Annotated in this window: 21 protein-coding genes and 1 pseudogene; 15 read left to right on the forward strand and 7 right to left on the reverse strand. The window is 66.6% G+C overall.

Annotated elements, in window-relative coordinates; all coding sequences use genetic code 11:
- Positions 1 to 392 precede the first annotated feature (392 nt).
- Positions 393 to 1,085: a guanitoxin biosynthesis heme-dependent pre-guanitoxin N-hydroxylase GntA gene (gntA, locus tag ACFWPH_RS08040; protein ID WP_378748844.1), complete on the forward strand. Its 693-nt coding sequence runs from the start codon at positions 393 to 395 to the stop codon at positions 1,083 to 1,085.
- Between the two features lie 216 nt (positions 1,086 to 1,301).
- A complete protein-coding gene (locus ACFWPH_RS08045) occupies positions 1,302 to 1,607 on the forward strand; it encodes a hypothetical protein (protein ID WP_378748845.1) in 306 nt (101 codons plus the stop codon).
- Between the two features lie 48 nt (positions 1,608 to 1,655).
- Here ACFWPH_RS08045 and ACFWPH_RS08050 read toward each other — a convergent pair whose 3' ends face one another.
- The gene (locus ACFWPH_RS08050) at positions 1,656 to 2,510 is read right to left on the reverse strand and encodes an SOS response-associated peptidase (RefSeq protein WP_378748846.1); all 855 of its coding nucleotides are present in this window, start codon (positions 2,508 to 2,510) and stop codon (positions 1,656 to 1,658) included.
- A 186-nt stretch (positions 2,511 to 2,696) separates the two neighbouring features.
- Between ACFWPH_RS08050 and ACFWPH_RS08055 the strand changes: the two genes are divergently transcribed.
- From ACFWPH_RS08055 to rsgA, 3 genes are all read left to right on the forward strand, one after another.
- Positions 2,697 to 4,202 carry an aldehyde dehydrogenase family protein gene (locus ACFWPH_RS08055; RefSeq protein WP_378748847.1) on the forward strand — a complete coding sequence of 502 codons (1,506 nt, stop codon included), beginning with the start codon at positions 2,697 to 2,699 and terminating at the stop codon, positions 4,200 to 4,202.
- A 79-nt stretch (positions 4,203 to 4,281) separates the two neighbouring features.
- A complete protein-coding gene (gene aroA, locus ACFWPH_RS08060) occupies positions 4,282 to 5,592 on the forward strand; it encodes a 3-phosphoshikimate 1-carboxyvinyltransferase (RefSeq protein ID WP_378749443.1) in 1,311 nt (436 codons plus the stop codon).
- Positions 5,565 to 6,590 (forward strand): ribosome small subunit-dependent GTPase A, encoded by a 1,026-nt coding sequence (gene rsgA, locus ACFWPH_RS08065; protein ID WP_378749445.1) that lies wholly within the window; start codon positions 5,565 to 5,567, stop codon positions 6,588 to 6,590. The genes aroA and rsgA overlap by 28 nt, the downstream gene beginning before the upstream one ends.
- 36 nt (positions 6,591 to 6,626) lie before the next feature.
- Here rsgA and ACFWPH_RS08070 read toward each other — a convergent pair whose 3' ends face one another.
- The gene (locus ACFWPH_RS08070; protein ID WP_378748848.1) at positions 6,627 to 6,986 is read right to left on the reverse strand and encodes a TfoX/Sxy family protein; all 360 of its coding nucleotides are present in this window, start codon (positions 6,984 to 6,986) and stop codon (positions 6,627 to 6,629) included.
- Positions 6,987 to 7,079: 93 nt separating this feature from the next.
- Between ACFWPH_RS08070 and ACFWPH_RS08075 the strand changes: the two genes are divergently transcribed.
- Together ACFWPH_RS08075 and ACFWPH_RS08080 are read left to right on the forward strand one after the other, a co-directional pair.
- Positions 7,080 to 8,054, forward strand: a complete 975-nt coding sequence (locus ACFWPH_RS08075) for a hypothetical protein (RefSeq protein WP_378748849.1) — start codon at positions 7,080 to 7,082, stop codon at positions 8,052 to 8,054.
- A 2-nt stretch (positions 8,055 to 8,056) separates the two neighbouring features.
- Entirely contained in the window at positions 8,057 to 8,413 is a 357-nt protein-coding gene (locus tag ACFWPH_RS08080) for a GntR family transcriptional regulator (protein WP_378749447.1), read from the forward strand.
- Between the two features lie 184 nt (positions 8,414 to 8,597).
- On the opposite strand, the gene ACFWPH_RS08085 is transcribed toward ACFWPH_RS08080, so the two are convergent.
- The 4 genes and pseudogenes from ACFWPH_RS08085 to ACFWPH_RS08100 form a co-directional block, all read right to left on the reverse strand.
- Entirely contained in the window at positions 8,598 to 9,935 is a 1,338-nt protein-coding gene (locus ACFWPH_RS08085; RefSeq protein ID WP_378748850.1) for an LLM class flavin-dependent oxidoreductase, read from the reverse strand.
- A gap of 12 nt (positions 9,936 to 9,947) precedes the next feature.
- A complete protein-coding gene (locus tag ACFWPH_RS08090) occupies positions 9,948 to 10,826 on the reverse strand; it encodes an ABC transporter permease (protein WP_378748851.1) in 879 nt (292 codons plus the stop codon).
- Positions 10,825 to 11,649: pseudogene (locus ACFWPH_RS08095) on the reverse strand (ABC transporter ATP-binding protein); the annotation flags it as partial. The gene ACFWPH_RS08090 and the pseudogene ACFWPH_RS08095, both read right to left, overlap by 2 nt.
- Positions 11,646 to 12,740 carry an ABC transporter substrate-binding protein gene (locus ACFWPH_RS08100; RefSeq protein WP_378748852.1) on the reverse strand — a complete coding sequence of 365 codons (1,095 nt, stop codon included), beginning with the start codon at positions 12,738 to 12,740 and terminating at the stop codon, positions 11,646 to 11,648. The gene ACFWPH_RS08100 and the pseudogene ACFWPH_RS08095, both read right to left, overlap by 4 nt.
- Positions 12,741 to 13,033: 293 nt before the next feature.
- Here ACFWPH_RS08100 and ACFWPH_RS08105 point away from each other — a divergent pair, with 293 nt between their 5' ends.
- The 3 genes from ACFWPH_RS08105 to ACFWPH_RS08115 all read left to right on the forward strand — a co-directional run bounded on the left by ACFWPH_RS08105 (position 13,034) and on the right by ACFWPH_RS08115 (position 16,947).
- Positions 13,034 to 15,493, forward strand: coding sequence for a hypothetical protein (locus ACFWPH_RS08105; RefSeq protein ID WP_378748853.1), 2,460 nt, complete (start codon positions 13,034 to 13,036; stop codon positions 15,491 to 15,493).
- Positions 15,490 to 16,287: an ESX secretion-associated protein EspG gene (locus ACFWPH_RS08110; RefSeq protein ID WP_378748854.1), complete on the forward strand. Its 798-nt coding sequence runs from the start codon at positions 15,490 to 15,492 to the stop codon at positions 16,285 to 16,287. The genes ACFWPH_RS08105 and ACFWPH_RS08110 overlap by 4 nt, the downstream gene beginning before the upstream one ends.
- A 261-nt stretch (positions 16,288 to 16,548) precedes the next feature.
- Positions 16,549 to 16,947, forward strand: coding sequence for a DUF732 domain-containing protein (locus ACFWPH_RS08115; protein ID WP_378748855.1), 399 nt, complete (start codon positions 16,549 to 16,551; stop codon positions 16,945 to 16,947).
- 90 nt (positions 16,948 to 17,037) lie between these two features.
- Here ACFWPH_RS08115 and secA read toward each other — a convergent pair whose 3' ends face one another.
- On the reverse strand, positions 17,038 to 19,899 hold the full coding sequence (secA, locus tag ACFWPH_RS08120) for a preprotein translocase subunit SecA (RefSeq protein ID WP_378748856.1): 2,862 nt from the start codon (positions 19,897 to 19,899) through the stop codon (positions 17,038 to 17,040).
- Between the two features lie 321 nt (positions 19,900 to 20,220).
- Between secA and ACFWPH_RS08125 the strand changes: the two genes are divergently transcribed.
- From ACFWPH_RS08125 to ACFWPH_RS08145, 5 genes are all read left to right on the forward strand, one after another.
- On the forward strand, positions 20,221 to 21,627 hold the full coding sequence (locus ACFWPH_RS08125; protein WP_378748857.1) for a wax ester/triacylglycerol synthase family O-acyltransferase: 1,407 nt from the start codon (positions 20,221 to 20,223) through the stop codon (positions 21,625 to 21,627).
- Positions 21,628 to 21,637: 10 nt separating this feature from the next.
- Entirely contained in the window at positions 21,638 to 22,141 is a 504-nt protein-coding gene (locus tag ACFWPH_RS08130) for a DUF6912 family protein (RefSeq protein WP_378749449.1), read from the forward strand.
- 151 nt (positions 22,142 to 22,292) lie between these two features.
- The gene (locus tag ACFWPH_RS08135; RefSeq protein WP_378748858.1) at positions 22,293 to 23,426 is read left to right on the forward strand and encodes a ferredoxin reductase; all 1,134 of its coding nucleotides are present in this window, start codon (positions 22,293 to 22,295) and stop codon (positions 23,424 to 23,426) included.
- A 153-nt stretch (positions 23,427 to 23,579) separates the two neighbouring features.
- Positions 23,580 to 24,956 carry a fatty acid desaturase family protein gene (locus tag ACFWPH_RS08140; RefSeq protein ID WP_378749451.1) on the forward strand — a complete coding sequence of 459 codons (1,377 nt, stop codon included), beginning with the start codon at positions 23,580 to 23,582 and terminating at the stop codon, positions 24,954 to 24,956.
- Between the two features lie 225 nt (positions 24,957 to 25,181).
- Positions 25,182 to 26,447, forward strand: a complete 1,266-nt coding sequence (locus tag ACFWPH_RS08145; protein WP_378748859.1) for a fatty acid desaturase family protein — start codon at positions 25,182 to 25,184, stop codon at positions 26,445 to 26,447.
- Positions 26,448 to 26,475: the final 28 nt, after the last annotated feature.

A 26,475-nucleotide genomic window follows, 5' to 3' on the forward strand; every position in this document is an offset into this window, starting at 1 on the left:
GATCCGGCCGCGCTGCCGATGATGTCCCGGAGACGCCTGCCGACGGGGCGGGCGGTGATCGACCGGTTCGGGTGGGCGCGGAGCGCAGCGAACAGGTTCTCGATGGCGAACCAGCAGGTCAACCGAGCAGGCCGGCACAGGCGAACCGATCCCCCGGCAGCCGGCCCGGAGCCGTGTCCGCTGTGATCCGCGACATGTCCGGATGACTGTTTGCTGCCCCGTAGCAGGGCCGCCGCAACCGGGTGCAGATCCGCAGGATTCCCCCGATTCGCGCACAGTGCCGATCGACTGACAGGATCGGCAGCGCAGTGCGGTCGAGGCGGGTGGGTTCACCAGGTGGATCGCCGACCTGTCCTTCGAACGAAGATACGTGGTTGAAAGGAACACCGGGATTGACGACGGACGCGCGAGCTGAACTGGAGAAGTTCCTCCTGGGAGACCGGTTCGCCTGTCTGGCGGGCCGCTCCGCCTGGCGCCGAGGCGGTATCACGCACCGCCACTACGACGTGATGGGTGGCGAGGATTCGGCTCGGTTGATGGCACTCGATCTTGCCGAATACGTTGGCGATGCGGACTGGAACCCGCGGAAGTTCACCAGCTTCATCGCCACCTTCGAGCAGCCTCGCGGGGTGGACGAGTTACGTTTCGAGGAATTGCTTTGGCAGCACCTGCAGCTGCTGCACGAGGCGGAAGCGGACAGGTACCAGTGGGCGCCCGGGTATTCGTCCGACCCACAGTCCGGCGAATTCGGATACAGCGTGGCAGGCCACCCGTTCTTCGTTATCGGGCTGCACGAGACGCATCGGCGGCTGGGCCGCCGGCCACCGTTTCCGATGCTGGCGTTCAACTCCCATGAACAGTTCGGGCTGATCAAATCGGCCGGTATGTGGGATCGGCTGGCGGAGAAGATCCGCAAACAGGACATCACGCTGCAGGGCGATATCAACCCCAATCTGCTGGAGTACGAACAGCTTTCCGAAGCGCGGCGGTACTCCGGGCGCCCCAAAGCCGCCGATTGGCAATGCCCGTTCGCGGCCCGCCCCACGACGGAAGATCGCGAACTGGCCGGGGTCCCGGGGAACTGATCCGCGACAACAGGTCCACCCCGGCCTCGGGAAGGTGCGCGCAACCGGCGGCGCGGCGTTGCCGCCGGCCGCTGCGCCGCGCCGGCGCCTGACTGCGCCGCACACGTCGAAACCGGGCAACTCGCCCGCGTACCGCGCGGGAATCCGCTGGTAGCGCACCCTTGTATGCGTTACTTGTGGGCGAGGAGTTGGACCGACCCGAGGATGTGATGCGATATGTCCCCGCGCAAACCCCTGCGCACCGTGTTCGTCGCCGTCTCCGCGGCCGCGGCGCTGACCGTTGCCCCCGCCCTGCTGACGACCTCGCTCGCGGCACCGGCCGCATATGCGGCGCCGAGCGAATATCCACTCGGCGGTGAGAAGGGCTCCACCGACGACGGTGAATCGGAGAACGGGCCGGCCGAACGTGCGGAAAAAGCGGGCGGCGGCATTCTCTCCGAAACCATCGATCTCAGCGCCGACCTGCTCAAATGTGGTCTGAGTATCGCGACCCCGGCGATCAGCTGCCCGCTGGGTAGCTGACCGGCGGGTGCTTCCGGGGCGGTTCACCCGCCCCGGAAGCACCCGGTTTCACAGCAACGTCGGCTGTTCGGCGGTGCCGTCGGCCGGAGCCAGGAGTTCCGGGCCGTTGTTCTTCACACTGTTCACCAGGGGCGGCACCGGGCGTGCCGTGATCTGGGCGACCAATTCTTCGCCGGGGGATTCGAGGAGTTCGGCGGGGGCGGGGTGGTCGGGGTCCAGCCAGGCGGCCCAGTGCTCCTGCGGCATGGGTAGCGGCATGCGGTCGTGGATGCGGGTGAGATCCCCGATCGCGTCGGTGGTGAGGATGGTGCACGACAGCAGCGGCCGCGGGTCGTCGAGGGAACGGTCGCGCCAGACCGACCACAGGCCCGCCATGTAGAGCCGCGAACCGTCGGCCCGCGACATGAAGTACGGGTGTTTGATCACCTTCGGTTTCTTACCGCGCCCCGGACCGGCCGGATCGGGTTCGACCAGCCATTCGTACCAGCCGTCCATGGGGACCAGGCAGCGGCGGTACTTCACCGCGTCCCGGAACGACGGCAGGCTCGCCGCCTTATCGGCACGGGCGTTGAACAGGGGCTTTCCCTTGACGGGCACGCCGGGTTCGGCCGCTTTGGTCCAGTGCGGGATCAGGCCCCAGCGCATCCGGCGGATCCGGCGGTGGATGTCGTCGCCACGGTCGTCGTGATCGTGCCGGTCGACCACGGTGAGGACTTGCGTGGTGGGGGCGACGTTGTAGTTCGCCCACTGCCGCTGGTCCGGGCCGGCATCGGATCCGGCCGCACCCGATCCACCGGCGCTCCCCGCCCGGATTTCCGAATGGGCGGGACCGGTTTCATCGAGGGCGTCCAACTCCGCGGCGAGGCGCCCGGGGTTCGTCGTCGTCGCATAACGTCCGCACATACTCCGATGGTCGCATCGAATACCGACAGATCGAGACAATTGCGACCCGGAGGACGACAATGGGGGCTAGTACTGGGTGACGTGTTGAGAGTTATGTCTTAGCATTCTCTCAACGGGGACGTGGCGGTCACAGGCTGCACCGTCCGCGCGCGCAGCTACCGCCCTACTTCCCGCAGAGGAGACCCTGTGACAACCACAGAAAAAGCCGCCGAGAAAGAATCGGTGCTCACCTCGGTCGATCCGGCCACCGGCGCGACGCTGGCCACGTATCCGATCGCGGATGACACGGCGGTCGCCGACGCCGTCGCCAAGGCCCGCGCAGCAACCGGCGTCTGGTCCGATCTCGGATTCGACGGCCGTAAGAAAGCGCTGCTGCGCTGGTCCAGCCGGCTGGTCGCCAAATCCGACGAGTTCTGCGCCCTCATCCATGCCGAGAACGGCAAACCGGTCGACGACGCCTTCCTGGAGCTCATGCTGGCGCTCGAGCACATCTCATGGGCGGCCAAGAACGCCAAGAAGGAGCTGTCGCCGCAGAAAGTCCCCTCGGGCCCGATGATGGCGAATTTCGCAGCCCGGATCGAGTACCGCCCGCTGGGCGTCGTCGGCGTGATCGGTCCGTGGAACTATCCGGTGTACACCCCGAACGGGTCGATCGCCTATGCCCTCGCCGCGGGTAACACCGTCGTGTTCAAGCCGTCCGAATTCTCCACGGGTATCGGCAATTTCGTGGCCGAGGCCTTTTCCGAGGCCAACCCGGAGCTGCCCGAGGGTGTATTCGTCGCGATCAACGGTTACGGGGCCACCGGCGCCGCCCTGGTGAAATCGGATGTGGACAAGATCGCGTTCACCGGTTCGGCCGCCACCGGCCGCAAGATCATGGCCTCGGCCGCCGAGAACCTCACCCCGGTGCTGCTGGAATGCGGCGGTAAAGACCCGGTGATCGTCGCCGCGGACGCCGACGTGAAGGCCGCCGCCGACGCCGTGGCCTGGGGCGCCACCTCCAACAGCGGCCAGACCTGCGCGGGCGTGGAACGCGTCTACGTGGACAAATCGGTGAAGGACCAGTTCCTCGCCGAGCTGACCCGCATCCTGAAGGACGTCAAGCCCGGTTCCGAAGACAGTGCCGCCTACGGCCCGATGACGATGCCGAGCCAGATCGATATCGTCAAGCGGCATATCGAGGCGGCGCTGGCCAGTGGCGGCAAGGCGCTGCTGGGTGGCCCGGAATCGGTGAAGGGCCCGTTCATCGAACCGGTCGTCCTGGTCGACGTGGACGAGAACTCCGCCGCGGTCAAGGAGGAAACCTTCGGGCCGACCGTCACCGTCACCACGGTCGACACCATCGACCAGGCGATCGAGCTGGCGAACAACACCACCTTCGGCCTGGCCTCGGCCGTGTACTCCAAGAACAACGGCCTGGAGATCGCCCGCCGCCTGAAAGTCGGTGCGACCTCGGTGAACTCGGTGCTCGGTTTCGCCGCCATCCCCGGCCTGCCGTTCGGCGGCAGCGCCGATTCCGGTATCGGCCGTATCCACGGCGAACCGGGCCTGCGCGAGTTCGTCCGACCGCATTCGATCGCGGTTCAGCGCTTCGCGATCCCGGGTATGGCGCTGATGAGCTACAGCCGCACCCAGGCGAATATGAAGATGCTGCGCAAGATGGTGCCGCTGCTGCACGGCCGCAACAAGTGAGAGTCCGGCACAGATGAACAGGCGGCCGGTGGTGCCCGGCGACACACTCGGGAGCACCACCGGCACGCCTGTCGGCCCGATGCGCCAAGATGGTGCAGTGAGTTTCTGGCCAGCGCCCCATGTCGACGCCCCCGTGCAGGCGACCGTCACCCTGCCCGGCTCCAAATCGATCACGAACAGAGCGCTGGTCCTGGCCGCGCTCGCCGACGGTCCGTCCACCATCACCGGCGCGCTACGCAGCCGCGATACCGGACTGATGATCGATGCCCTACGCGCGCTCGGCACCCAGATCATCGGCGATGCCGATACCCTTGCCGTCACTCCCGGCCCGCTCCGTGGCGGCCGGGTCGATTGCGGGCTGGCGGGTACGGTGATGCGTTTCGTGCCGCCGGTCGCCACGCTGGCGACCGGGGATACGTCCGTCGACGGCGATATCGCCGCCCGCGTCCGCCCGCTGCGCACCATTCTCGACGCCCTGCGTGGGCTCGGCGCAGCCATCGAGGGCGACGCCCTGCCGTTCACCGTGCGCGGTGACGGTGCGCTACGCGGCGGCACCGTCACCATCGATGCCTCCGGTTCCTCACAGTTCGTATCCGGGCTGCTGCTCTCGGCCGCCCGGTTCGACGAGGGCGTCACGGTCCGGCACTCCGGTGGCGCCCTGCCCTCCATGCCGCATATCGAGATGACGGTGGAGATGCTGCGCCGCGCCGATGTGACGGTCGAGGCACCGGCCGACAACCGCGCCGAACAGGTCTGGACGGTGGCGCCGGGCGAGATCCGCGCGGTCGACTGGAAGGTCGAACCCGATCTGTCCAACGCCACCCCGTTCCTGGCGGCCGCGGCGGTCACCGGCGGGCAGGTGAGTATCCCGCACTGGCCGCGTCTGACCACCCAGGCCGGCGATGTGATCCGGGAGATCCTCGTGCGGATGGGCGCCGAAGCCGGTTTCTCCGACGGAGCCCTCACCGTGACCGGCCCCGACCGGCTCGCCGGTATCGATATCGACCTGCACGATGTGGGCGAGCTGACGCCTACGGTCGCGGCGCTGGCCGCGCTCGCGGATTCGGAATCGCGGCTGCGCGGTATCGCGCATCTGCGCGGCCACGAAACCGATCGGCTCGCCGCCCTGTCCACCGAGATCAACCGGCTCGGCGGTCAGGTCACCGAAACCGAGGACGGGCTGGCGATCACTCCGGCCCCGCTGCGCGGCGGCCGCTGGCATTCCTACGCCGATCACCGGATGGCCACGGCCGGTGCGATTCTCGGCCTCGCCGTACCCGGCGTGGAGATCGAGGATATCGGCACGACCGCCAAAACCCTGCCCGATTTCGTCAGCCTGTGGGAGTCCATGCTCGACCCGCAATCGGCCGCACCGGGAGCGGCCCACTGAGCCGCCGCGGCCGTAGCAGCGCCTCCTACGACGAATCCGATGTGCGGGTGCGTCCGGGGCGCAGTTCGCGGCCGCGCACCAAAACCCGCCCGCAGCATCGTGACGCACAGTCGGCGATGGTGGTGTCGGTGGACCGGGGGCGCTGGGGTTGTGTACTGGACGGCGATCCGGCGCGGCCGCTGGTCGCGATGCGCGCCCGGGAACTGGGCCGGACACCGATCGTGGTGGGCGACGAGGTGGATGTGGTCGGCGATCTCTCCGGCCGGCCGGACACCCTCGCGCGGATCGTGCGGGTCGCCGAGCGGCGCACCGTATTACGCCGGACGGCCGACGATACCGACCCGTTCGAACGGGTGGTCGTCGGTAATGCCGAACAGTTGTTCATCGTGGTGGCGCTGGCCGATCCGCCGCCGCGAACCGGTTTCGTCGAACGTGCGATGGTCGCCGCTTTCGCCGGTGGCCTGACGCCGGTGCTGTGCCTGACCAAGCATGATCTGGCCGCGGATTCGCAGTTCGCCCGCGATTTCACCGACCTCGATCTGACCATCGTCTATGCCGGGGTCGACGACCCCATCGACGCCGCCCTGGAGTTGCTCACCGGCCGCCTGACCTGCTTTCTCGGGCATTCGGGTGTCGGGAAATCCACGCTGGTGAACCGGCTGGTTCCGGATGCGGCACGGGCGGTCGGGGAGGTTTCCGGCGTCGGCAAAGGTAAGCACACGTCCACACAGTCGGTCGCGCTGGCACTGCCGGACGGCGGCTGGGTGATCGATACCCCGGGTGTGCGCTCGTTCGGTCTCGCCCATATCACCCCCGACGACGTGCTCGCCGCGTTCACCGATCTCGCCGCCGCGATCGAGGACTGCCCACGCGGATGCACCCATCTCGGGCCGCCCGCGGATCCGGAATGTGCCCTCGACGAGCTCCCGGACAAAGCGCGCCGGGTGGTCGCGATCCGCCGGTTGCTGGTCGCGTTGAATTCGAACGAAGCCTGGTGAAAACGTCCTGCCGCAGTACTTCCGGCGGTGGGCGTATCAGCGTTGCGGCTTCGCGGGTTTCGGTTTCTTGGGTGGCAGCAACCGGGCGAACCGGGCACCACGGTCCACCCATGCCGTGAGCGCGGGATCGCCGGCGACAGCGCCGGAGCTCACCCGCAGCCAGCCGTCCAGTTCCCGGCCCTGCATCACCATCGGCGCCACGGAGATATCGTCGACCAGCGCGGCCGCCTCCTCGGGTGCCATCCGGATCATCAATCCGCCGCCACCCAGCACGACGACCCCCATATGCCCGCCGAACAGGAAGGCCAGCCCGCCGAACATCTTGCGTTCGGAGATATCGGCCGCGGGGCCCACCACGTCCCGGATCCGCTCCGCCAGTTCTTCGTCGTATGCCATGGGGTCAGTGTGCGCGTCCCCGCCGACAGGTCCACCGCGAACCAGCCATCACTGAACCCTTTGTTATGATTCAAACATAACAAAGGAGTTGCCGTGACAAACCCCAGCTCGCTCCGGCTCTGCATACTGGCCGGGCTCCCGCCCATCCTCTTCGCCGTCCCCAACCTCGTCCTGCTGGCCACCGCGGCCGAGGATCTTCCCGATCCGCTGGCCACCCACTTCTCCTCCGGCGGTGCCGACGGTTTCACCGGGCGGGTCGCCACCATGGGTATCGCCGCCGCGCTGGCCATCGGCTTCGGTGTGCTGTTCGCCGCGATGCTGGTGGCCGCCAACCGGAAGGGCGCACCGGCACGCCGGCCGGATACCACCCTCGACCCCAACCGTTTGCTCGTCTCCAGCTCCTGGGGAGTCGGCGCACTGCTCGGCGTCATCCTGTTCGCGAGCACCCGCGCCAACCTCGGCCTGACGGATCCCGCACAGGCGACCCTGCCCGGCTGGATGTTTCCGGTGGCGGCGGTGCTGGCGTTGCTGTGCGGCGCCCTGGGCTGGCTCGTCGCTCCGGCGAGCCCGGTGGCCGAGCATGCGCCCGCACCCGCCGAACCCCTTCCCATCGGACGCACGGAACGAGTGAGCTGGTCACGCCGGGCGACCTCACCATGGATGCTGCTGGCCGGCGTGACGTCGGCAGTGATCGGCGTGGCGGTCGGATTCGTCGTACACCCCGGTGTAGGTGTGATCGCGGTACTCGCCGGACTGCTGGTGGGCCAACTCGCGCTCGTGAGGGTAGTCGTCGATCAGCGCGGGCTCACCGTGGGAACCGGTCTGCTGGGCTGGCCGCGGTGGCGATTGTCGCCCGCCGAAATCACCGAGGTCACCGCCACCGATATCTCACCCGCCCACTACGGCGGATACGGAATCCGGCTGACCCCGGGCGCCACCGCGGTGGTGTTGCGGGGCGGTCCGGGCATCGTGGTGACCCGCCGCTCGGGCCGGCAGTTCGCGGTTTCGGTGGATGACGCCGAAACGGGTGCGGGGGTTCTGGCCGGTGTCGTGCAGAAGGCCGCGTGACGGTGCTCATCCGTGTCGATCCGGCGCGCCCGGACCCCCTGGCCGACCAGATCGCGGCCTGCGTACGCAGGGCCATCGCGGACGGTGAGGCGACCGCGGGCGAGCGCCTGCCCGGCGCCCGCGACCTGGCCGCGTCGCTGGATGTCAGCATTCACACGGTGCTCGCCGGATACCAGCGGCTCCGCGACGAAGGCCTGATCGAACTCCGCCGGGGCCGGGGCGCGACGGTCCGGGCCGGGAGCCCGGCCGGCCGGGCTGTCGTCGTTGACCTCGCCGGTCAGCTCGTCGCCGCCGCTCGCCATATCGGCCTGGACGAGAACGAACTCATCGAACTCGTCCGGACCGCGGCCACTCGCTGACCCCTCGGCCGGTAGCGGGGTGTTCCCGGCAGCACCACTGCCCGGTAGTGGGTGTCACCGTCGGAGGACACGGGGCCCGGCGGCCGAACATCACCGACAGCGCCACCCGCCGGCGCGACAGCCGGCGCTCGGTGGATACGAGAACCACCCGGATGCGCGCCTCCACCGGAGCCGTGCGCGGCGGCTACCCGCCGACCCCCGCAACCGCCCGCGTGTACCGGCCGATATGTGGACGGAGTCCGTAGTGTCCACGCAAGGTGGTCTCGGTGTAGTCGCTGCGAAACAGACCGCGGGCCTGCAGGATCGGGACCACCTGGTCGACGAAATCGGTCAGGCCGCCGGGCAGATACGGCGGCATCACGTTGAATCCGTCGGCGGCGCCGGCTTCGAACCAGCGCTGCAGGTCGTCGGCGATCTGTTCCGGCGTACCCGCCACGGTGCGGTGGCCGCGACCGCCACCGAGCTCGGCGACGAGGTCACCGATGGTCAGCGATTCGCGGGACGCCAGATCCTTCACCAGCTGGTAGCGGCTTTTGTTGCCTTGGATCTTTTCCAGTGGTGGCAGCGGGGGCAGTGGCGCATCCAGTGGATATCCGGTGAGGTCCACCCCTACGATCTGGGAGAGTTGACGCAGCGCGTACTCCGGTGAGATCAGTTCGGTGAATTCCCTTTCCAGCCGCCGGCCGGCCGCTTCGGATTCGGCCATGAAGGGCACGATCCCCGGCAGGATCTTCACCTCGTCCGGATCGCGCCCGGCCGCGACGGCGCGGGCCTTCACATCGCGATAGAAATCTTGTCCCTCCGGGATCGAACGTTGTGCGGTGAAAACCGCCTCCGCCCAGCGGCCGGCGAACGCTTTTCCGCTTTCCGACGACCCGGCCTGGACGAGCAACGGGCGCCCCTGGGCGGATGCGGGCACATTGAGCGGGCCACGCACGGTGAACCGCTCCCCCAGATGGTCGACCGTATGCACCTTGTCCGGGTCGGCGAAGATACCGGTGGCAGTGTCGAGGACGACGGCGTCGGGTTCCCACGAATCCCACAGGGCCGTGGCCACCTCGACGAATTCACCGGCCCGGCGATAGCGTCCGGCGTGGTCGGGGACCTCGGCGTAACCGAAGTTGGCAGCCTCGTCGGCGCCCACGGATGTGACGATGTTCCAGCCCGCCCGGCCGCCGCTGATCCGGTCCAGCGAGGCGAGGGACCGGGCCAGGTTGTACGGCTCGTTGTAGCCGGTGGAGGCCGTGGCGATCAGGCCGATATGTTCGGTGGCCACCGCCATCGCCGACAGCAGGGTGATCGGTTCGAAAATCGTCTGGGTGTTGCGTTCGATTCGGGCACCCACCGAAAGCAGATCGGCGAAGAACACCGAATCGAGTTTGCCGCGTTCGGCGATCCGGGCGAGCTCCTGAAAATATCCGGCCCGCAGCACATTACGAGCATCGGTGCGCGGATGCCGCCAGGCCGCCTCGTGGTGGCCGACCCCCATGAGGAACGCGTTGAGGTGAAGTTGTGAGGACATCGGCGCACCGCCCTACAGAGCCACACGCCAGCGCGACAGCCGGCGTTCGGTGAATACGAGAACCGCGTTGAAGATCAGCCCGACCAGCGCGATGGCGATGATCCCGGCATACATATCGGGGATCTGGAAATTGAGCTGGGCAGCCGTGATCAGGTAGCCCAGCCCGGCTTTCGCACCGACCATCTCCGCCGCGATCAGCACCAGGATCGAGGACGCCGCGGCCATCCGCAGGCCGGTGAAGATGGTCGGGACCGCGGCGGGCAGCACCACCTTGTACACGATGGCGAATTGGGAGAACCCCAGCGAACGAGCCGATTTCACGAGCAGCGGCTCCACTGTGCGGACCCCGGAGATGGTGTTCAGCAGCACCGGGAAAGCGCAGGCGTAGATCACCAGCGCGACCTTGGAGGTTTCCCCGATACCCAGGACCAGGACGAATACCGGCAGCAACGCCAGCGCCGCGGTATTGCGAAACAGCTCCAGAACCGGGTTGAGGAAATCGGCCACCGGCCGGTACCAGGCGATCGCGACCCCCAGCGGTACCGCGAACGCGACCGCGATCACGAAACCGGTGAGCGCCCGGGTCAGGCTCGTCGATATGTGTTCCCACAGCTGACCGTTTCCGATCAGCTCGAAAAAGGTGGCGGCGACCTCGGTGAACGGTGGCAGGAACACCTTGTCGACCAGCCCCGCGCGAGGCGCGATCTCCCACACGGCGAGGAAGGTCAGGATCGCCACCGAAGGTTTCACCACACGCCACGCCACGGCCGCCGTGCGCCGCCCCCATCGCGGTACACGGGGCCGGGCGGCCGCCCCGGGCCGGGTTTCGGCGCGTTCGGATCCGGCGCGTGGCGCACTGTCGAGAGTGCCGGTGGCGAGTGCGCTGGACATGCTGAACCTCTTCCGTGGTCGAGACAGCGGCGAGTTCGAGCGAGCGGGCGCGTTCGACCTCGCCGTGGAGCAGCGACCAGATCCGGTGGCGCAGTTCCCGGAATTCGGCGCCGGAACGGATATCGTCGGCCGTGCGGTCGATATCGATATCGACCACCGTCTTCACCCGGCCGGGCCGCGAGGTGAGTACGGCCACCCGCTGCCCCAGGTAGATCGCCTCGTCGATGCCGTGGGTGATGAACAGGATCGTCTTATCCGTGCGCTCCCAGATGCGCAGTAGTTCGTCCTGAAGCGATTCGCGGGTCTGCGCGTCGAGCGCGGCGAACGGTTCGTCCATCAGCAGAACCTCGGGGTCGTAGGCGAGACTGCGGGCGATCGCGACCCGCTGCTTCATCCCACCGGACAGTTCGTGCGGATACCGGTCGGCGAACCCGGCCAGCCCGACCAGTTCGAGGTAGTGTTCGGCGCGTTCCCGGCGTTCGGCACGCGGTATGCCCTTGGCTTCCAGCCCGAATTCGATATTGCGGCGCGCCGACCGCCACGGCAGTAATGCATACTGCTGGAAGACGATTCCGCGATCCAGTCCGGGCCCGGTGATCGGGGTGCCGTCGAGCAGGATTCGCCCCGAGGTCGGGGCGCTCAGTCCACCGAGCAGGTCGAGCAGCGTGGATTTTCCGCAACCGCTGGGACCGACGAGGACCAGGAATTCACCGGCGGCCAAGTCCAGGGTGATGTCCTGGACTGCGGTCAGCTCGGCCTTACGGCCCCGGATCGGGAAGGTTTTGCTCACCTCGTCCAGGCGGAGTTTGGGTGTGCTGGTCATTTCTCACCGGCCAATACTTGTCCATCGGGTCCACTGTCGGCGGGGTAGGTGCCGTTGGCGTACGGGTTGTACTCATTGGTGTAGAGGTCGCGAGCGGCCGGCACATCGTCCTCGAGCTCGCCGTTGCGGACCAGCCAGTCGATCCAGACCTGTAGTTCACGTTCCGCGATGACCGCGCCCGGCGCCGGGATACCGGAACTACGCCAGAACTGCACGGTCTCCGCGCTTTCCGCACGGCCGCGGGCGGCGATGATATCGGCGAAGCGCGCGATCACCTCCTCCCGGGGCCGCGTCTGCGTCCAGCGGACCGCGCGGGCCGTACCCTGCACGAAATCGCGCACTACCTCGGGATCGGCGGCGATGAAATCGTCGCGCATGACATAGGTTCCGTAGCTGAAGGCACCGAACAGGTCACGGTCGGTGAACAGCGCGCGCAGGCCGCCGCGTTCGAGCGCGGTCTCCCGGTAGACGCTGTTGAGGGTCGCGACATCGATCTGCCCTTCGCGTAGTGCCTGCTCGGTGTTCACCGGGGGCACCACGGTCAGCTGGACGGTATCGATCTCCTCGGGCGTCAGCCCCTGCTGCGCGAGCCATTCCCGGGTGAGGAATTCGTGATGGGCGCCGAGCGTATTCATCCCGACCTTCTTGCCGATGAGGTCACGCGCCGACCGGATCGGGCTGTTCTCGAGTACGTAGTACCCGGTGTATTCGGCGGCATCCGCACCGTAGGAGCTGAGGATCGAGGTGATCGGCGCGCCGGCGGTATCGAGTTTCACGACCGCACCATTGAACGCGGACCCGAAGTCGATCTGCCCCGTGGCGACGGACTGGATGTCCTGCGGGCCGCTGGTGGTATCCCCGACCCACTCCAGCTGCACGTTCTCGTAGTAGCCGAGGTCGGCAGCGAGCTCGTGGAAGCCCACCTTCCCCGACCAGCCCTGATATCGCAGAATGGCCTTGCCGTCGGCGGTCCTGGCCGCCTCACCGCCGGCACCGCAGGCGCACAGCAGCAACAACGCGGCGGAGACCAGTGCGGTTACCGCCGAGCCGCGTAGCCGTCGGTGCACTCGTGGTTTCGGGCGTCTTGGCATGGCTTCATTCCTCAGTCGGTGATTCGGCTGCATGCCATAGTGCGGCGGCGGATACGAACTCTGAACCGTTTGCGTCAGCGCGAGCCCAACTCGGCGGTCTCGGGGTCGGCCCTGCGCTGCCCCGGCCGTCGGACACCTGCGCCGGGGGCAAGGATCCAGCAGAGATATCGCGCCGAATTTCCCTGTGCGCCATAACGAATTCAATGTCGTGCGATGTAATCCAGCAGGCGTGTACCGGCGCGTTCCGCAGCGATCAGCGGGCCGGTCCGGGTAGTGGATGGAAGGCGGATCCGATGGTTCAAGAGCCGGGCACCTGGGCCGGTTTGAAACAGGACGCCTCCCAGGACCTCCTGTATTTCGAACCCGCCGCCGCGGTGACCGGTGCGGAAGCCGCCGGCCGGATGGTCGATCAGATGCTGGCGATGCGCGCCGCCATCGACGATTTCTATATGGACGAACTGAGCAACTTCACCGGGGGGATCCTGACCTCGGGGCAGAAGCTCGCGGAGATCTACAACGAACGCGCCGACCGGCTGTCGACCGTGCTGCAGGACCACGCAAATATCGGCACCGAGATGGCGAACGCGTTCGTGCAGGCCGGGCTCCACTACCGCCGGACAGAGGACCAGAACTCGGCCGAACTCGACAAACTCGCGGATTTCCGGGTACCGGTCGAACCGAGCGCCGAAATTCCGATGCTGTACTCGGATGGCCCCGCCTACGACGCCGCCGACCATCCCGAGGGGACGCCGACCAATGCCGGCTGGGACGGCGAACAGGACGACTACCGTTCCCTGCCGGCCTCCGCCGTCCCCGACGAACTTCAGCGCTACATCGGCCGCCAGGAGTCGATATCGCCGGATGTCGTCCAACTGGAGAACAGTTCGGCGCTCGGTTTCGACCATTTCCGCGGCTTGGCGGACAACCTGCCCTGGGGCATCTTCGTGCTGGCCGCGATGCGGCAGCGGTGGTGGCAGCTGGCCTCGCATACGAAATCCGAACTGGAGAAGTTCGAGGCCGCCATCGAGGGGATCCAGGACAAATGGCAGGGCCGGGCCGCGGACCGCGCCCGGACCGCCACCAGGAACTACGTGGACGCCATCGCCCCACTGTGGAACTCCATGTTCTCGATGAGTGAGAACATGTTCTACACCGCGGAGTGGTTGCGCCGAACTCAGATCTCCATGCCGCAGCAGGATTTCGACCTCAGCGGGTCCTCGGTCGAACACGCGGTACTCCAGCAGTACCGCGCGGAGTGGGACAAGCATTACGCCGAAGGGATGCGGAACACCCTGCGGGAGATGCCGGTGATCGAAGGCCCGATCGCCGAACCGGAACCGCCGCCCGCGAACGAAGACAACAACCAGAACAACAATGACAACGGGGGAAACCAGAGCCCGGAGGAGAAGTCGTACCAGGCGGGCTATGACGACGGCTACGACCAGGGACTCGAGGACGGCCGAAACCAGGACGACGACCAGGGCGGGCAGGGTTCCGGTCAGAGCGATGGTCAGGGCGGCGGCTCGGGTAGCGGTCAGGGTGGCGACCAGGGGCAAGACGAGGGCCGAGGCCAGAGCAATGGGCAGGGGCAAGGCGAAGGACAGGGTGAAGGGCAGGGGCAGGGCGAAGGACAGGGGCAGGACTCCGGAGAGCAAGGCGGCAGCAAGGGCGGCGGCAACGCCGGTGGGCAAACTCCCGAAGTGCCCAGCTACGATCAGGCCGAATACGGATCCGGCGCAACATCGCCCACCCCCGGTTCCACCGGCGGATCCGGCGGGGAAACCACACCGGCCGTCCCTTCGATCCCGGCCGCGGACACTCCCGGCGAGAGCGTGCCCGGCGAGAGCACACCGGCGCCCGGCACGACCATGCCGAAGAATCCGACGGCGGCCGATATCCTCGCCAAGCTCACCGGCATTCCGAAATCGCAGCTACCCGAGGCACTGAAGAACATCCCGATCACCGGCAAGGACGGCAAACCCCCTACCCTCGCCGACGCGTTGTCGAAGATCACGGGTATTCCCGTCGACCAAATGCCGCCCGAACTGCACGACACTCCGCTGGAATCGCTCTACCAGCAGGATTCACCGTACGGCGCTGTGGAGACCCTGTTCGGGGCTTTCGGTGAAGACATCACGCCGGCCGGCGATACCGAAGGGACGACCGACCCGGACGAAGCGATCTCGGCACTGCTCGGCGGTACCCCGGAGACGACGGGTCCGGGTTCGGTACCCGGGCAAGAACAGAACATCCTCGACCGGCTGACGAATATGCTCACCCAGGGAATCCAGGCCTTCGCCCAGACCGGAGGCACGCTGCCCGGGCTGGATCAGTTACAGCATATGCTCGACCCCAGCGCGTTGCAGCAGCATGTGGAGCAACTTCTGGACCCCGCGAAAGCTCTCGCACCGGCCGCGGGCCTCGGCGCCGGCGGTGGCGTGGGTGTCCCGGTAGCGGAATCCGAACCGCTGGCACCGTATCCGGGCACGAAACCCAGCCCGTTCCCGCGGGCCTCGGTCGCCGGTCCGGGTCTGGATCTCGCCGGCTATTCGGGTATCTCGGCTGCCGCCGGATCACCGGGCGGTTCGCCCGGTATGCCGATGATGGGCGCACCGGCCGCGGGCGCGGGTTCACCCGGTAGCCCCGGGCAGAGCAACGGTCACGCACCGGCCGAATTCCTGGTGTCGCGGGAGAATCTGGACGAGGTATTCGACGAATCTCCGGCCAAGGTACGGCCGGTGATCGAACAGTGAATCCTGCCTGGGCACTGACCGATCTCGAATTCGTGCTGCTGTGCGAGGAACACGGCTGCACCGAGCTACCGATTCCGTTCACCTTCACCAGCCGGACCTGGCTGGCCGCCGATTACCGGGCGGAGCGCGCGAAAACCCTGCGGGAGCTGCGGGACCGCGACGATGCCGAACTGGCCGTGCTGGCCGATGCCCTCACCCGGCCGGATGTCACCGTCGTCGCGCAAGCCTGGGACGAACAGGAGCCGGAGAAACCCGAAGGGTGGACCCGGGTCCATGCCGTCCGGCAGCGGGCACGGGGTTTCGTGATCACCCAGCGTCCCGGCGAAACGGTTTGGCACAGTGGCGGTTTCGATGTGGTCGCCTGTGATCCGCATGCCCTCGCCGAGGCCGTCCTGGATCTACTGCCGACCACGAAGGCCGGCCGCATGCGCCAGATCGCCCTGATCGATCCGGAGACCCAACCCGATGCCCGGCCGTTCGTCCCGCTGATCAGTGATGACGACGAGCCCGAGGATGACGAGGCCTATCGCAGCGAGTCGTACCTGAACACTCCGGCCACCGCGACCGGATTGGTGCGGGTTTTCCAGGGCAGGTCGATGTTCGGCCCGCGCGGCCGGGTCGATATGGGGTTGCGCTGGCGTGATCTGCCCGGCGACGGACGTTATGTCACTTCACTCTCCGCGGAGGTACCCGTGGCGACCGGGATGGGGACCAAGGGGATGGTCGAATGGGTCCAGGAACAAGTGGCCGAGGTGCTGCTGCGGTTGGACCGGAATCTCGAGCACGAGGAGTGAACTCGCAGGTGGCCGCCCGGAAACAATAGAGGTCACCATGTTTCGCCGGTCCCCGGCGGTTCTTTCCCGAAGAGCCGCAGACAGCTATCGATTCCCGATACGATGCGCGCGCATCGATGCAGTATGCGATGCGCGCGCATCGATGCAGTTCCACCGCTGCGAACCGCGAGGCATCGGTGCGATCGTCCGGAGGCAGGCGATCCGGATATCTGTGTACGACAGCTGTTCCCCTCCCGCATGTCATCTAGCACAGAAGGAACGATGTTCAGGATATTGATCATCAGCGCGGCAACGTCCGCACTCCTGTTCGGCGGCCTCCCGGCCGCCTGGGCGCATCCCCACTCCGGCGCCGCCCGGCCCGGCGCCCCGGGTACCACCGGCCTGCACAACCCGGCCGGCAAGGACGACTCCGTCGCCCAGCTACCCTTCACCGATCGAGAATTCCTCCGGGCCAGCGCCTTCGACGACGAGCCGCGACCGCTACAGGACGCCGCCATTGCCCTGGCCCGCGCACAATGTGAATACCTCGACAAATCCGGTAACACCGCGGCGAATCGCACCTATCTCGCCGAGGAGTCCCGTCCGTTCGTGGAGTATCCCTATCTCTTCCTACAGGCCGCCGTCGGTTCCTACTGCCCACGACATTCCGCCGGTAACTGAACGGATTGCGTTGCGGCACGACCGCAGCCGGGCCGCGCCGAAAACGGCGGCGCCCCCATCACCGTGATGGGGGCGCCGCCGTAGCCGGAATCAGTGCTTGCGGCGTGACTTCGGGCCCTTGCCCTGTTTGGTTTGCGCGCGAGCCGCCTCACGGCGCTGGCGACGGGTACCCTGCGTCCGGTCCTCGGTCCCCGAACCGTATTCCTCGGCGTCGCTGTGTACCGCCGTGGCACCGCCTTCGGCCGGTCCCGAATAGCTCAGTCCCCGCGGCCCCGACTGGTCGATACCGCGGGCCCGCAGCGCGGGCGGGGCACCGTTGAGGATCGGGAGCTTCTCGGTCGGGTACTGGCTTTCCGGCGGCGCCTGCGCACCGGACAGCCCGCCCACCGGCGACCGCAGACCGCCGTCGACCTGTACGCCTTCGGGCTGCGGCTGCTGAACCTCGACCTGGACGTTGAACAGGATGCCGACGGCGTCCTCCTTCAACCCTTCCAGCATGTTCGCGAACATATCGAAGCCCTCGCGCTGGTATTCCACCAGCGGATCGCGCTGCGCCATGGCGCGCAGGCCGATGCCCTCTTTCAGGTAATCCATCTCGTAGAGATGTTCGCGCCATTTGCGGTCCAGCACCGACAGCAGCACCTGGCGCTCCAGCGTGCGCATACTGCCCTCGCCGGCCAGTCCGTCGATCTCGGCCTCACGCTGCGCGTAGGCGGCGTGTGCATCGTCGAGCAGGGTTTCGAGCAGTTCCTCGCGGGTGAGTTCCCCGGCCTCGCCGACCTCGGTTTCGCCGGTGAGGTCCTGATGTTTCAGGCTCACCGGGTACAGGGTTTTCAGCGCACCCCACAGCTTGTCCAGGTCCCAGTCCTCCACGTAGCCCTCGGCGGTGGCGCCGTTGACGTAGGCGGTGATCACATCGGTGATCATGCTCTGGACCTGGCCCTCCATATCCTCGCCGCGCAGGATACGGTTGCGCTCGCTGTAGATGACGGTGCGCTGCTGGTTCATCACCTCGTCGTACTTGAGCACGTTCTTGCGGATCTCGAAGTTCTGCTGCTCGACCTGCGTCTGCGCGCTCTTGATGGCCTTCGAGACCATCTTCGCCTCGATCGGCACATCGTCGGGCAGGTTGAGCCGGGTCATGATCGACTCCAGCGCCGCGCCGTTGAACCGGCGCATCAGCTCGTCGCCGAGCGACAGGTAGAACCGGGATTCGCCCGGATCGCCCTGACGGCCGGACCGGCCGCGCAGCTGGTTGTCGATACGCCGGGAATCGTGGCGCTCGGTGCCCAGCACGTAGAGGCCGCCGGCCTCCTTCACCGCCTCGGCATCCTCGGCGACCTGCTTCTTGACCTTCTCCAGGGCATGGAACCAGTTGGCCTGGTATTCCTCGGGCGTGTTCACCGGATCCAGCCCCTGCTGACGCAGCAGGGTATCGGTGATGATGTCCGGGTTACCGCCGAGCACGACGTCGGTACCGCGACCGGCCATATTCGTCGCGACCGTCACCTGACCGGGGCGGCCGGCCTCGGCGATGATCTGCGCTTCCTTCTCGTGGAACTTCGCGTTCAGCACGTTGTGCGGTACACCGCGCTTGGTGAGCTGCTTGGACAGGTACTCGGAGCGGTCCACGCTGGTGGTACCGATCAGCACCGGCTGGCCCGCCTCGTACCGTTCGACCAGATCGTCGACCACGGCGTTGAACTTCGCCTCTTCGGTCTTGTAGATGAGGTCGGCCTGGTCGACGCGCACCATCGGCCGGTTGGTCGGGATCGGGATGACCCCGAGGTCGTAGATCTGGTGCAGCTCGGCCGCCTCGGTTTCGGCGGTACCGGTCATACCCGACAGCTTGTCGTAGAGACGGAAGTAGTTCTGCAGGGTGATCGTGGCCAGGGTCTGGTTCTCCGGCTGGATCTCGACCTCTTCCTTGGCCTCGATCGCCTGGTGCATACCCTCGTTGTAGCGGCGGCCGACCAGGATACGTCCGGTGAACTCGTCGACGATGATCACCTCACCGTCGCGGACGATGTAGTCCTTGTCGCGGGTGTAGAGCTCCTTGGCCTTGATGGAGTTGTTGAGGTAGCTCACCAGCGGCGAGTTCGCCGCCTCGTAGAGATTGTCGATACCGAGCTGGTCCTCGACGAACTCGACCCCGGCCTCGTGCACGCCGATGGTGCGTTTCTTGATATCGACCTCGTAGTGCAGATCCTTTTTCAGCAACGGCGCAATTCGGGCGAATTCCCCATACCACTTACTGGAGGCATCGGCCGGGCCCGAGATGATGAGCGGGGTACGGGCCTCGTCAATCAGAATGGAGTCGACCTCGTCGACCACGGCGAAATTGTGGCCGCGCTGGACGAGATCGTCCAGCGAATGGGTCATATTGTCGCGCAGATAGTCGAAGCCGAATTCGTTGTTGGTGCCGTAGGTGATATCGGCGTTGTAGGCGTCGCGCCGCTGCGCCGGTGTCATCCCGGCCAGGATCGCGCCCACCTCGAGGCCGAGGAAACGGTGTACCCGGCCCATCCATTCGGAGTCACGTTTGGCCAGGTAGTCGTTGGTGGTGACGATATGCACGCCGTCACCACTGATCGCGTTCAGATACGCGGGCAGCACCGAGGTGAGGGTTTTACCCTCACCGGTCTTCATTTCCGCGATATTGCCCAGGTGCAGGGCCGCGCCGCCCATCATCTGCACCTTGTAATGCTTCTGCTGCAGTACCCGCCACGAGGCTTCGCGGGCCACCGCGAATGCCTCCAGCAGCAGGTCGTCGAGGGTTTCGCCGTCGGCGTAGCGCTCCCGGAACTCGTCGGTTTTCGCCTGTAGCTCGGCGTCGGTGACCGAGGAGTAATCGTCCTCGAGCCGGATCACCTCGTCGGCGAGATGGGAGAGACGCTTGACCATGCGACCCTCACCAAAACGTAGCAACCTCGTCAGTGTCAGCGCAGGCACGAGTCTCGTCAGTCCTCTGGGTCGGTTTCGGCTCCGATGTTCACGGCTGCACTCCGCCCGGCGGTGGAAACCGTCCTTACCGGTGTGCGTAGCCGCAGCTTGCTTCATGGTAATGCGGCTCCCATCGTAGGCGTCGCCGCGGACCCGGCCACCGCGCCTTCGTCACATTTACGCCGACAGCGGTCAGGACCGCTATACCGCCACGAACTACCGCGCAAGCCCGCGAATCGAGTATCGGAAAATCCACACAATGGTGCGGGAACGACTGCGGACTGGTCACAATGGAGTCCGGATTCCGGACTCCGAAGGGCAGACACCAGCGTGATAGCCAGGCTGACACCGCAGGACGCCGACTTCTTCCGGCTGGAATCGACCACGCACCCGGTACACATCGGATCACTGATCGTCCTGGACAACAGCACCGGCGACGATCGGCCGCTCGACTACCCGGCATTGGTCGATCTGGTCGAAGCGCGCCTGCCCCTGGCTCCCCGATACCGGCGCAAGGTCCGGCAGGTCCCGCTGTCGCTGGGCCGGCCGGTCTGGGTCGAGGACAGCCGGTTCGATATCACCTATCACATCCGCCGTTCGGCACTGCCCGCACCGGGCAGCGACGACCAGCTGCACGAACTGGCAGCCCGGCTCGGCTCGCGACCGCTGGACCCGGCCCGGCCGCTGTGGGAGATGTACCTGATCGAGGGCCTGTCCGGCGGGCGTTGCGCGATCTATACGAAATCCCATGCCGCCTTGGTCGACGGTGTCGCCGCCCTGGAGATCGGGCATGTCGTCGCCGACACCGCCGAATCCCCGCGCGAGATAGCCGACGATCAGTGGCAACCCGGCCGCGAACCCAGCGATACCGATCTGCTGGTGGGTGCCCTGGGCCACCTCGTGGCGCAGCCGACCTCGGCGGTCGAGGTCTTACGTGAGGCAGGGGCGAACGCGGCGGGCCTGATCGGTACGGCGGGCCGGACGCTGGACACGGTGGTGTCGGCGGTGCGATCGGCGACCAGCAGCACCCCGGACAGCCCCCTGAACGCCCGCACCTGCCGGCAACGCCGGTTCGCCACCGCGGTGACCGACCTCGCCGATTACAAGCGGATCCATCAGCAGGCCGGCTGCACCATCAACGATGTAGTGCTCGCCGTGGTGACCGGTGCGCTGCGCAACTGGCTGCTGTCCCGGAACAAGGGGCTGACCGAATCGACGGTGCTGCGCGCGGTGGTGCCGATGTCGGGATACGGCGGTGAACCCCGCACCGGGCGCAGTCTGCCCAGTGCGATCACTCCCCTGCTCATCTCGCTGCCGGTGGGTGAACCGAGCCCGGTGATGCGGCTGTCACATATCGCCCATGCGACCTCGGCGGAGGGCCGGCCGCGTCATGCGGTGCGGGCCCGCACCCTGGTGCACCTCGCCGGCTTCGCTCCCGCCAGCCTGCACGCGATGAGTGTGCGGGCGGCGAGTACGTTCGCAGACCATACGTTCAATGTGGTGATCACCAACGCGCCGGGCCCGCAGACGCCCATGTTCGTCGGCGGTGCGCGGATGCTGGAGATGTACCCGGTTTCGCCCTTGCTGCGCAACCAGGCGACGAGTATCGGGATCACGTCCTACGACGGACGGGTCTGCTACGGACTCAACGCCGACCGCGAGGCAATGGCCGATATCGGTGTGCTGGCCGCGTCGGTGCCCGAATCGATGGAGGAGTTACTCGGTGCCTGCCTCTGACCGCAAGACCATGCGCGTGTACGTACCGGCCACGGTGTCGATGCTGCGAGACCTCGTGGACAAACGCGAACTGCACGCGGTGGGCGGGACCGCCTTCGCCCTCACCCCCGCCCTACGCGAGGCCTACGCGTCGGGCGACGACGAGGAACTCTCGGAGGTCGCCATGGCGGAAGCGGCGCGGGCGTCGCTGCGGCTGCTGGCCGACGATGTGCACAGTTCGACAGCACCGATGTACCGGCGGGCGGTGATCGCGGTCGACGTCACGGACGCGACCCTGCGGCCCGACCTCGACGATGCCGTCGTGAAGCTGGACGGCCCGATCGAGTACAAACGGGTCGGCTCGGTCCATATGGATCTGGCCGAGGCCGAAGCCGCGGTGGCCAAGGCCGTGGACATCATCGACGCCGCCGATCTCGGCGACGAGGACGCGGAATTCGTCCTCGGTGACGCCGAGGACCACCAGCTGGCCTGGTACGCCACTCAGGAACTGCCCTTCCTGCTCGATTTGCTGTGACGATCGGCCGGTCCGCCGACGGCGGACCGGCCGGCACGAGCGTTCCGATAGTTGTGACGGCGCACGAACCCCGGACAACCTACGATGCCGTAACCTGTGGGCAGGCGGTCGCCGCAGGTGGCCACGACGACAGAAGGACAACACGGCACCGATGTTTCTCGAGAATGTCCGGGAGTGGCTGGAAGCTCCGGCGGCCGAGGTCGCCGAACGCGGCGGACGGCTCAACGTCCTCCGCGGGGCGGTGGCCCGGGCGACCACCCCGCTGCTACCCGACGACTATCTGCATCTGGCCAATCCGCTGTGGTCGGCCCGGGAACTACGCGGCCGCGTGGTCGACGTTCGCAAGGAAACCGCCGATTCGGCGACACTGGTGATCAAACCGGGCTGGGGTTTCGATTTCCGGTACGAGCCCGGCCAGTACATCGGGATCGGCATCCTCGTCGACGGCCGCTGGCACTGGCGGTCCTATTCGCTCACCAGCCCGCCCGACTGGAACGATCCGCGCTACGGCAAGAAGGTCATCGCCATCGCGGTGAAGGCGATGCCGGAGGGCTTCCTGTCCAGCCATCTGGTCAACGGCGTCACCCCCGGCACCGTCGTCCGGCTGGCGGCCCCGCAGGGTGCGTTCGTCCTGCCGTCACCGCTGCCCCCGAAGGTGCTCTTCCTCACCGCGGGCTCCGGCATCACCCCGGTCATGTCCATGCTGCGCGCCCTGGATCGCCGTGACTCGGTGACCGACGTGGTGCATATCCATTCGGCCCGGTCCGCCCGCGAGGTCATGTTCGCGGACGAGCTCGCCGATCTGCACCGGCGGCATCCGGGATTCGTCTCACATGTCCATCTCACCGCGGACAAGGGCAAATTCGCGCCCGCCGCGCTCGACGAGCTGTACCCCGACTGGCGAGAACGGCAGACCTGGGCATGCGGCCCCCTGGGAATGCTCGACGAAATCGAAAAGCACTGGCGCACTGCCGGGCTCGATGGCGCGCTGCATGTGGAGCGGTTCGAGGTGGAACGGTCGGCGACCACCGAGGGCGGCACCGTCACCTTCGGGAAAACCGGTCGCACGGCAACTGTCGACGGCGCCACCACACTGCTGGAGGCCGGTGAATCCGCCGGTGTCCAGTTGCCCTTCGGCTGCCGGATGGGTATCTGCCAGACCTGTGTGGTCACCTTGACCTCGGGGCATGCCCGGGATCTGCGCAACGGCACCGAACGCTTCGAAGGCGAAAAGGTGCAGACGTGTATTTCGGCGGCGGCCGGGGACTGCACCCTCGACGTCTGACCGAACCGGACACCCCCGGCGTTCACCGCGCACAGGTACGCTCGGGATGTACCGCAGGGGCGCTTCCCGGACCCGGGAAGTTCACGCGATCACATCATCGTTTCGACCATGCCGCCCTCGGCTACGCATATCGCGCTGACAGAAGGGACGCCGGTGGCCATCACCGACATCAGAGCCTTTGCCCACCTCACGGCCGCGGATGTCGAGATGCTGGGTCAGGAACTCGACGGAATCCGGCGGTCGGTCGAACAGTCCCTGGGTGAACGCGATGCCCGCTACATCCGGCGCACCATCGCCGCCCAGCGCGGCCTGGAGTTCACCGCCCGGGCCGTACTGTTCGGCAGCCGTGACCGCTGGGCCTGGCTGGCCGGGACCGCGATGCTGTCCGTCGCCAAGATCATCGAGAATATGGAGCTGGCGCACAACATCAGCCACGGCCAGTGGGATTGGATGAACGATCCCGAAATCCACTCCACGAATTGGGAGTGGGATATGACCGGTCCGTCGGCACAGTGGCGCCGCGCGCACAACTATTCGCACCACACCTACACCAATGTGCTCGGCCGCGACGAAGACCTCGGCTTCGGAATCCTGCGGATGACCCGCGACGAACAGTGGCGGCCCATCCACCTGGTACAGCCGATCGCCAATATCGTCCTGGCGGCGGCCTTCGAATGGGGAATCGCGCTACACGACTGGAAGATCGAGAAACAACTGGCCGGGGTGCCCCGCTTCCAGCTCGATTCCGAACCGAACAAACAGTTCGGCAGCAAGATCGCCCGGCAGGTCGCCAAAGATTTCCTCATCTATCCGGCACTCACCGGCCCCGCCTTCACCTCCACCCTGAAGGCAAACGCCACCGCGAACCTGATCCGCAATCTGTGGGCCTACGCGGTCATCTTCTGCGGCCATTTCCCGGACGGTGCGGAGAAGTTCACCGAAGAGCAGCTCGAAGGCGAGACGCGCGGCGAATGGTATCTACGGCAGATGCTGGGCAGCGCCAATTTCTCCGCCGGGCCGGTGATGGGGTTCATGAGCGGGAATCTCAGCTACCAGATCGAACACCATCTCTTCCCGGATCTGCCGAGCAACCGGTACCCGCAGGTCGCGGTGGCGGTGCGCGAACTGTGCGAGAAATACGATCTGCCGTATACGACCGGGTCGCTGGGTAAGCAGTATCTGCTGGCTTTCCGCACCATCCACAAACTGGCCCTGCCGGACCGATTCCTGCGGCGTACGGCCGACGACGCGCCGGAAACCTCGTCGGAGCGCAAATTCGCCGGTCTCACCGCGCGCTCCGGCACCGACCACCGGCCGTGGAGTATCGACCCGGACACCGGTAAGCGGCGCGGTTTGAAATCGGCGCTGTCGGAGGCGAAGGTCGCCCTGCGGGCAAAGGCCGAGCACGAAAAAGAAGTTCTGCGCGCCGCCCGGCGGTCGATGCGGGCCAAGGCCCGGCACGAGCGGGATCTGCTGCGGCGGACCCGGTATGCGCTGCGCAAGGCGAATACCGCCCAGCCGGCCGGATAGCTTTCCACCTGGCCCGGATATTTCGCCGCGCGGCGGGGTCGCTTCGGGTGTAACGTCCGGCCGGAATCGATCGATGATTCGATCGAGCTGCCACGGTGATCCACGCCCTCGGCGTTCCGTCTCGGCATAGCACCCGCGTATTGGGACCTGCAATAGGGCGCACGCCACATTTTCTACCGATATCCCCAAACCTACGGTGTCGTAACTTACGGTAGGGTAGCCCGCATGGCTATATCGGATGTCAAGGAATACGCGCATCTCACCGAGGCGGATGTGGAAGCGCTCGGAGCAGAGTTCGACGCGATTCGCCGAGACATCGAATCCACCCGCGGTGAGCGCGACGCCCGCTATATCCGCAATGTCATCCGTTTGCAGCGTGCGCTCGAAATCAGCGGCCGTACCGTACTTTTCGCCGGTTTCCTGCCCCCGGCCTGGCTGGCCGGCGTAGCCCTGCTGGGCACCTCCAAGATCATCGAGAACATGGAGATCGGCCATAATGTGATGCACGGGCAGTGGGACTGGATGAACGATCCGGAGGTCCACTCGAGCCACTGGGAATGGGATAACGCCGGCCCGTCCAAGCACTGGAAGCACACCCACAACTACCTGCACCACAAGTACACCAATGTCCTGGGGATGGACGACGATATCGGCTACGGCCTGCTGCGGGTCACCCGCGATCAGCGCTGGAAACCGTTCAATATCGGTAACCCGGTGTACAACCTGGTCCTGCAATCGCTGTTCGAATACGGTGTCGCGATCCAGCACCTGGAACTCGGCAAAGTCGCGGCCGGGAAGGTCGCGCCCGGAACACCGGAGCGGGCCGAATTCGACCGGAAGGTCGACGAGGTACTGGCCAAGGTCAAAAAGCAGGCGTTGAAGGATTACGTCGTCTTCCCGCTGCTGACCGGCCCCTCCTTCTTCCACACGCTCACCGCGAACCTGGCGGCGAACGTGATCCGCAACATCTGGTCCAATGCCGTGATCTTCTGCGGTCATTTCCCCGACGGCGCCGAGAAGTTCACGAAGGCCGATATCGACAACGAAACCCACGCGCAGTGGTACCTGCGGCAGATGCTGGGCAGCGCCAATATCTCCGGCGGCAAGCTCATGCACTTCATGACCGGCAATCTGAGCCACCAGATCGAACACCACCTCTTCCCGGATCTGCCCAGCAACCGGTACGCCGAGGTCGCGGTCCGGGTACGGGAGCTGTGCGATAAATACGATCTCCCGTATACGACCGGATCCCTGCCCGTCCAGTACTTCAAGGCATGGCGGACCATTGCGAAGCTGTCGCTGCCCAACAAATACCTGCGTCATACCGCCGACGACGCCCCGGAAACGGCATCGGAACGGCGGTTCAACGGCCGGGCCGTCGGCACGATCGACCCGGTGACGGGTAAACGACGCGGTCTGCGTACCGCGATCGCCGAGGGTCGCCGCCGGCTCACCCGGCGTACCTCGGCTCGGGTGACCGCCGCTTCGTAGGCGCATCGACGTCCGGGGCGTACCCCAT

Origin of the sequence: Nocardia sp. NPDC058499 (genome assembly GCF_042719915.1) — a bacterium.
Lineage (GTDB): Bacteria > Actinomycetota > Actinomycetes > Mycobacteriales > Mycobacteriaceae > Nocardia.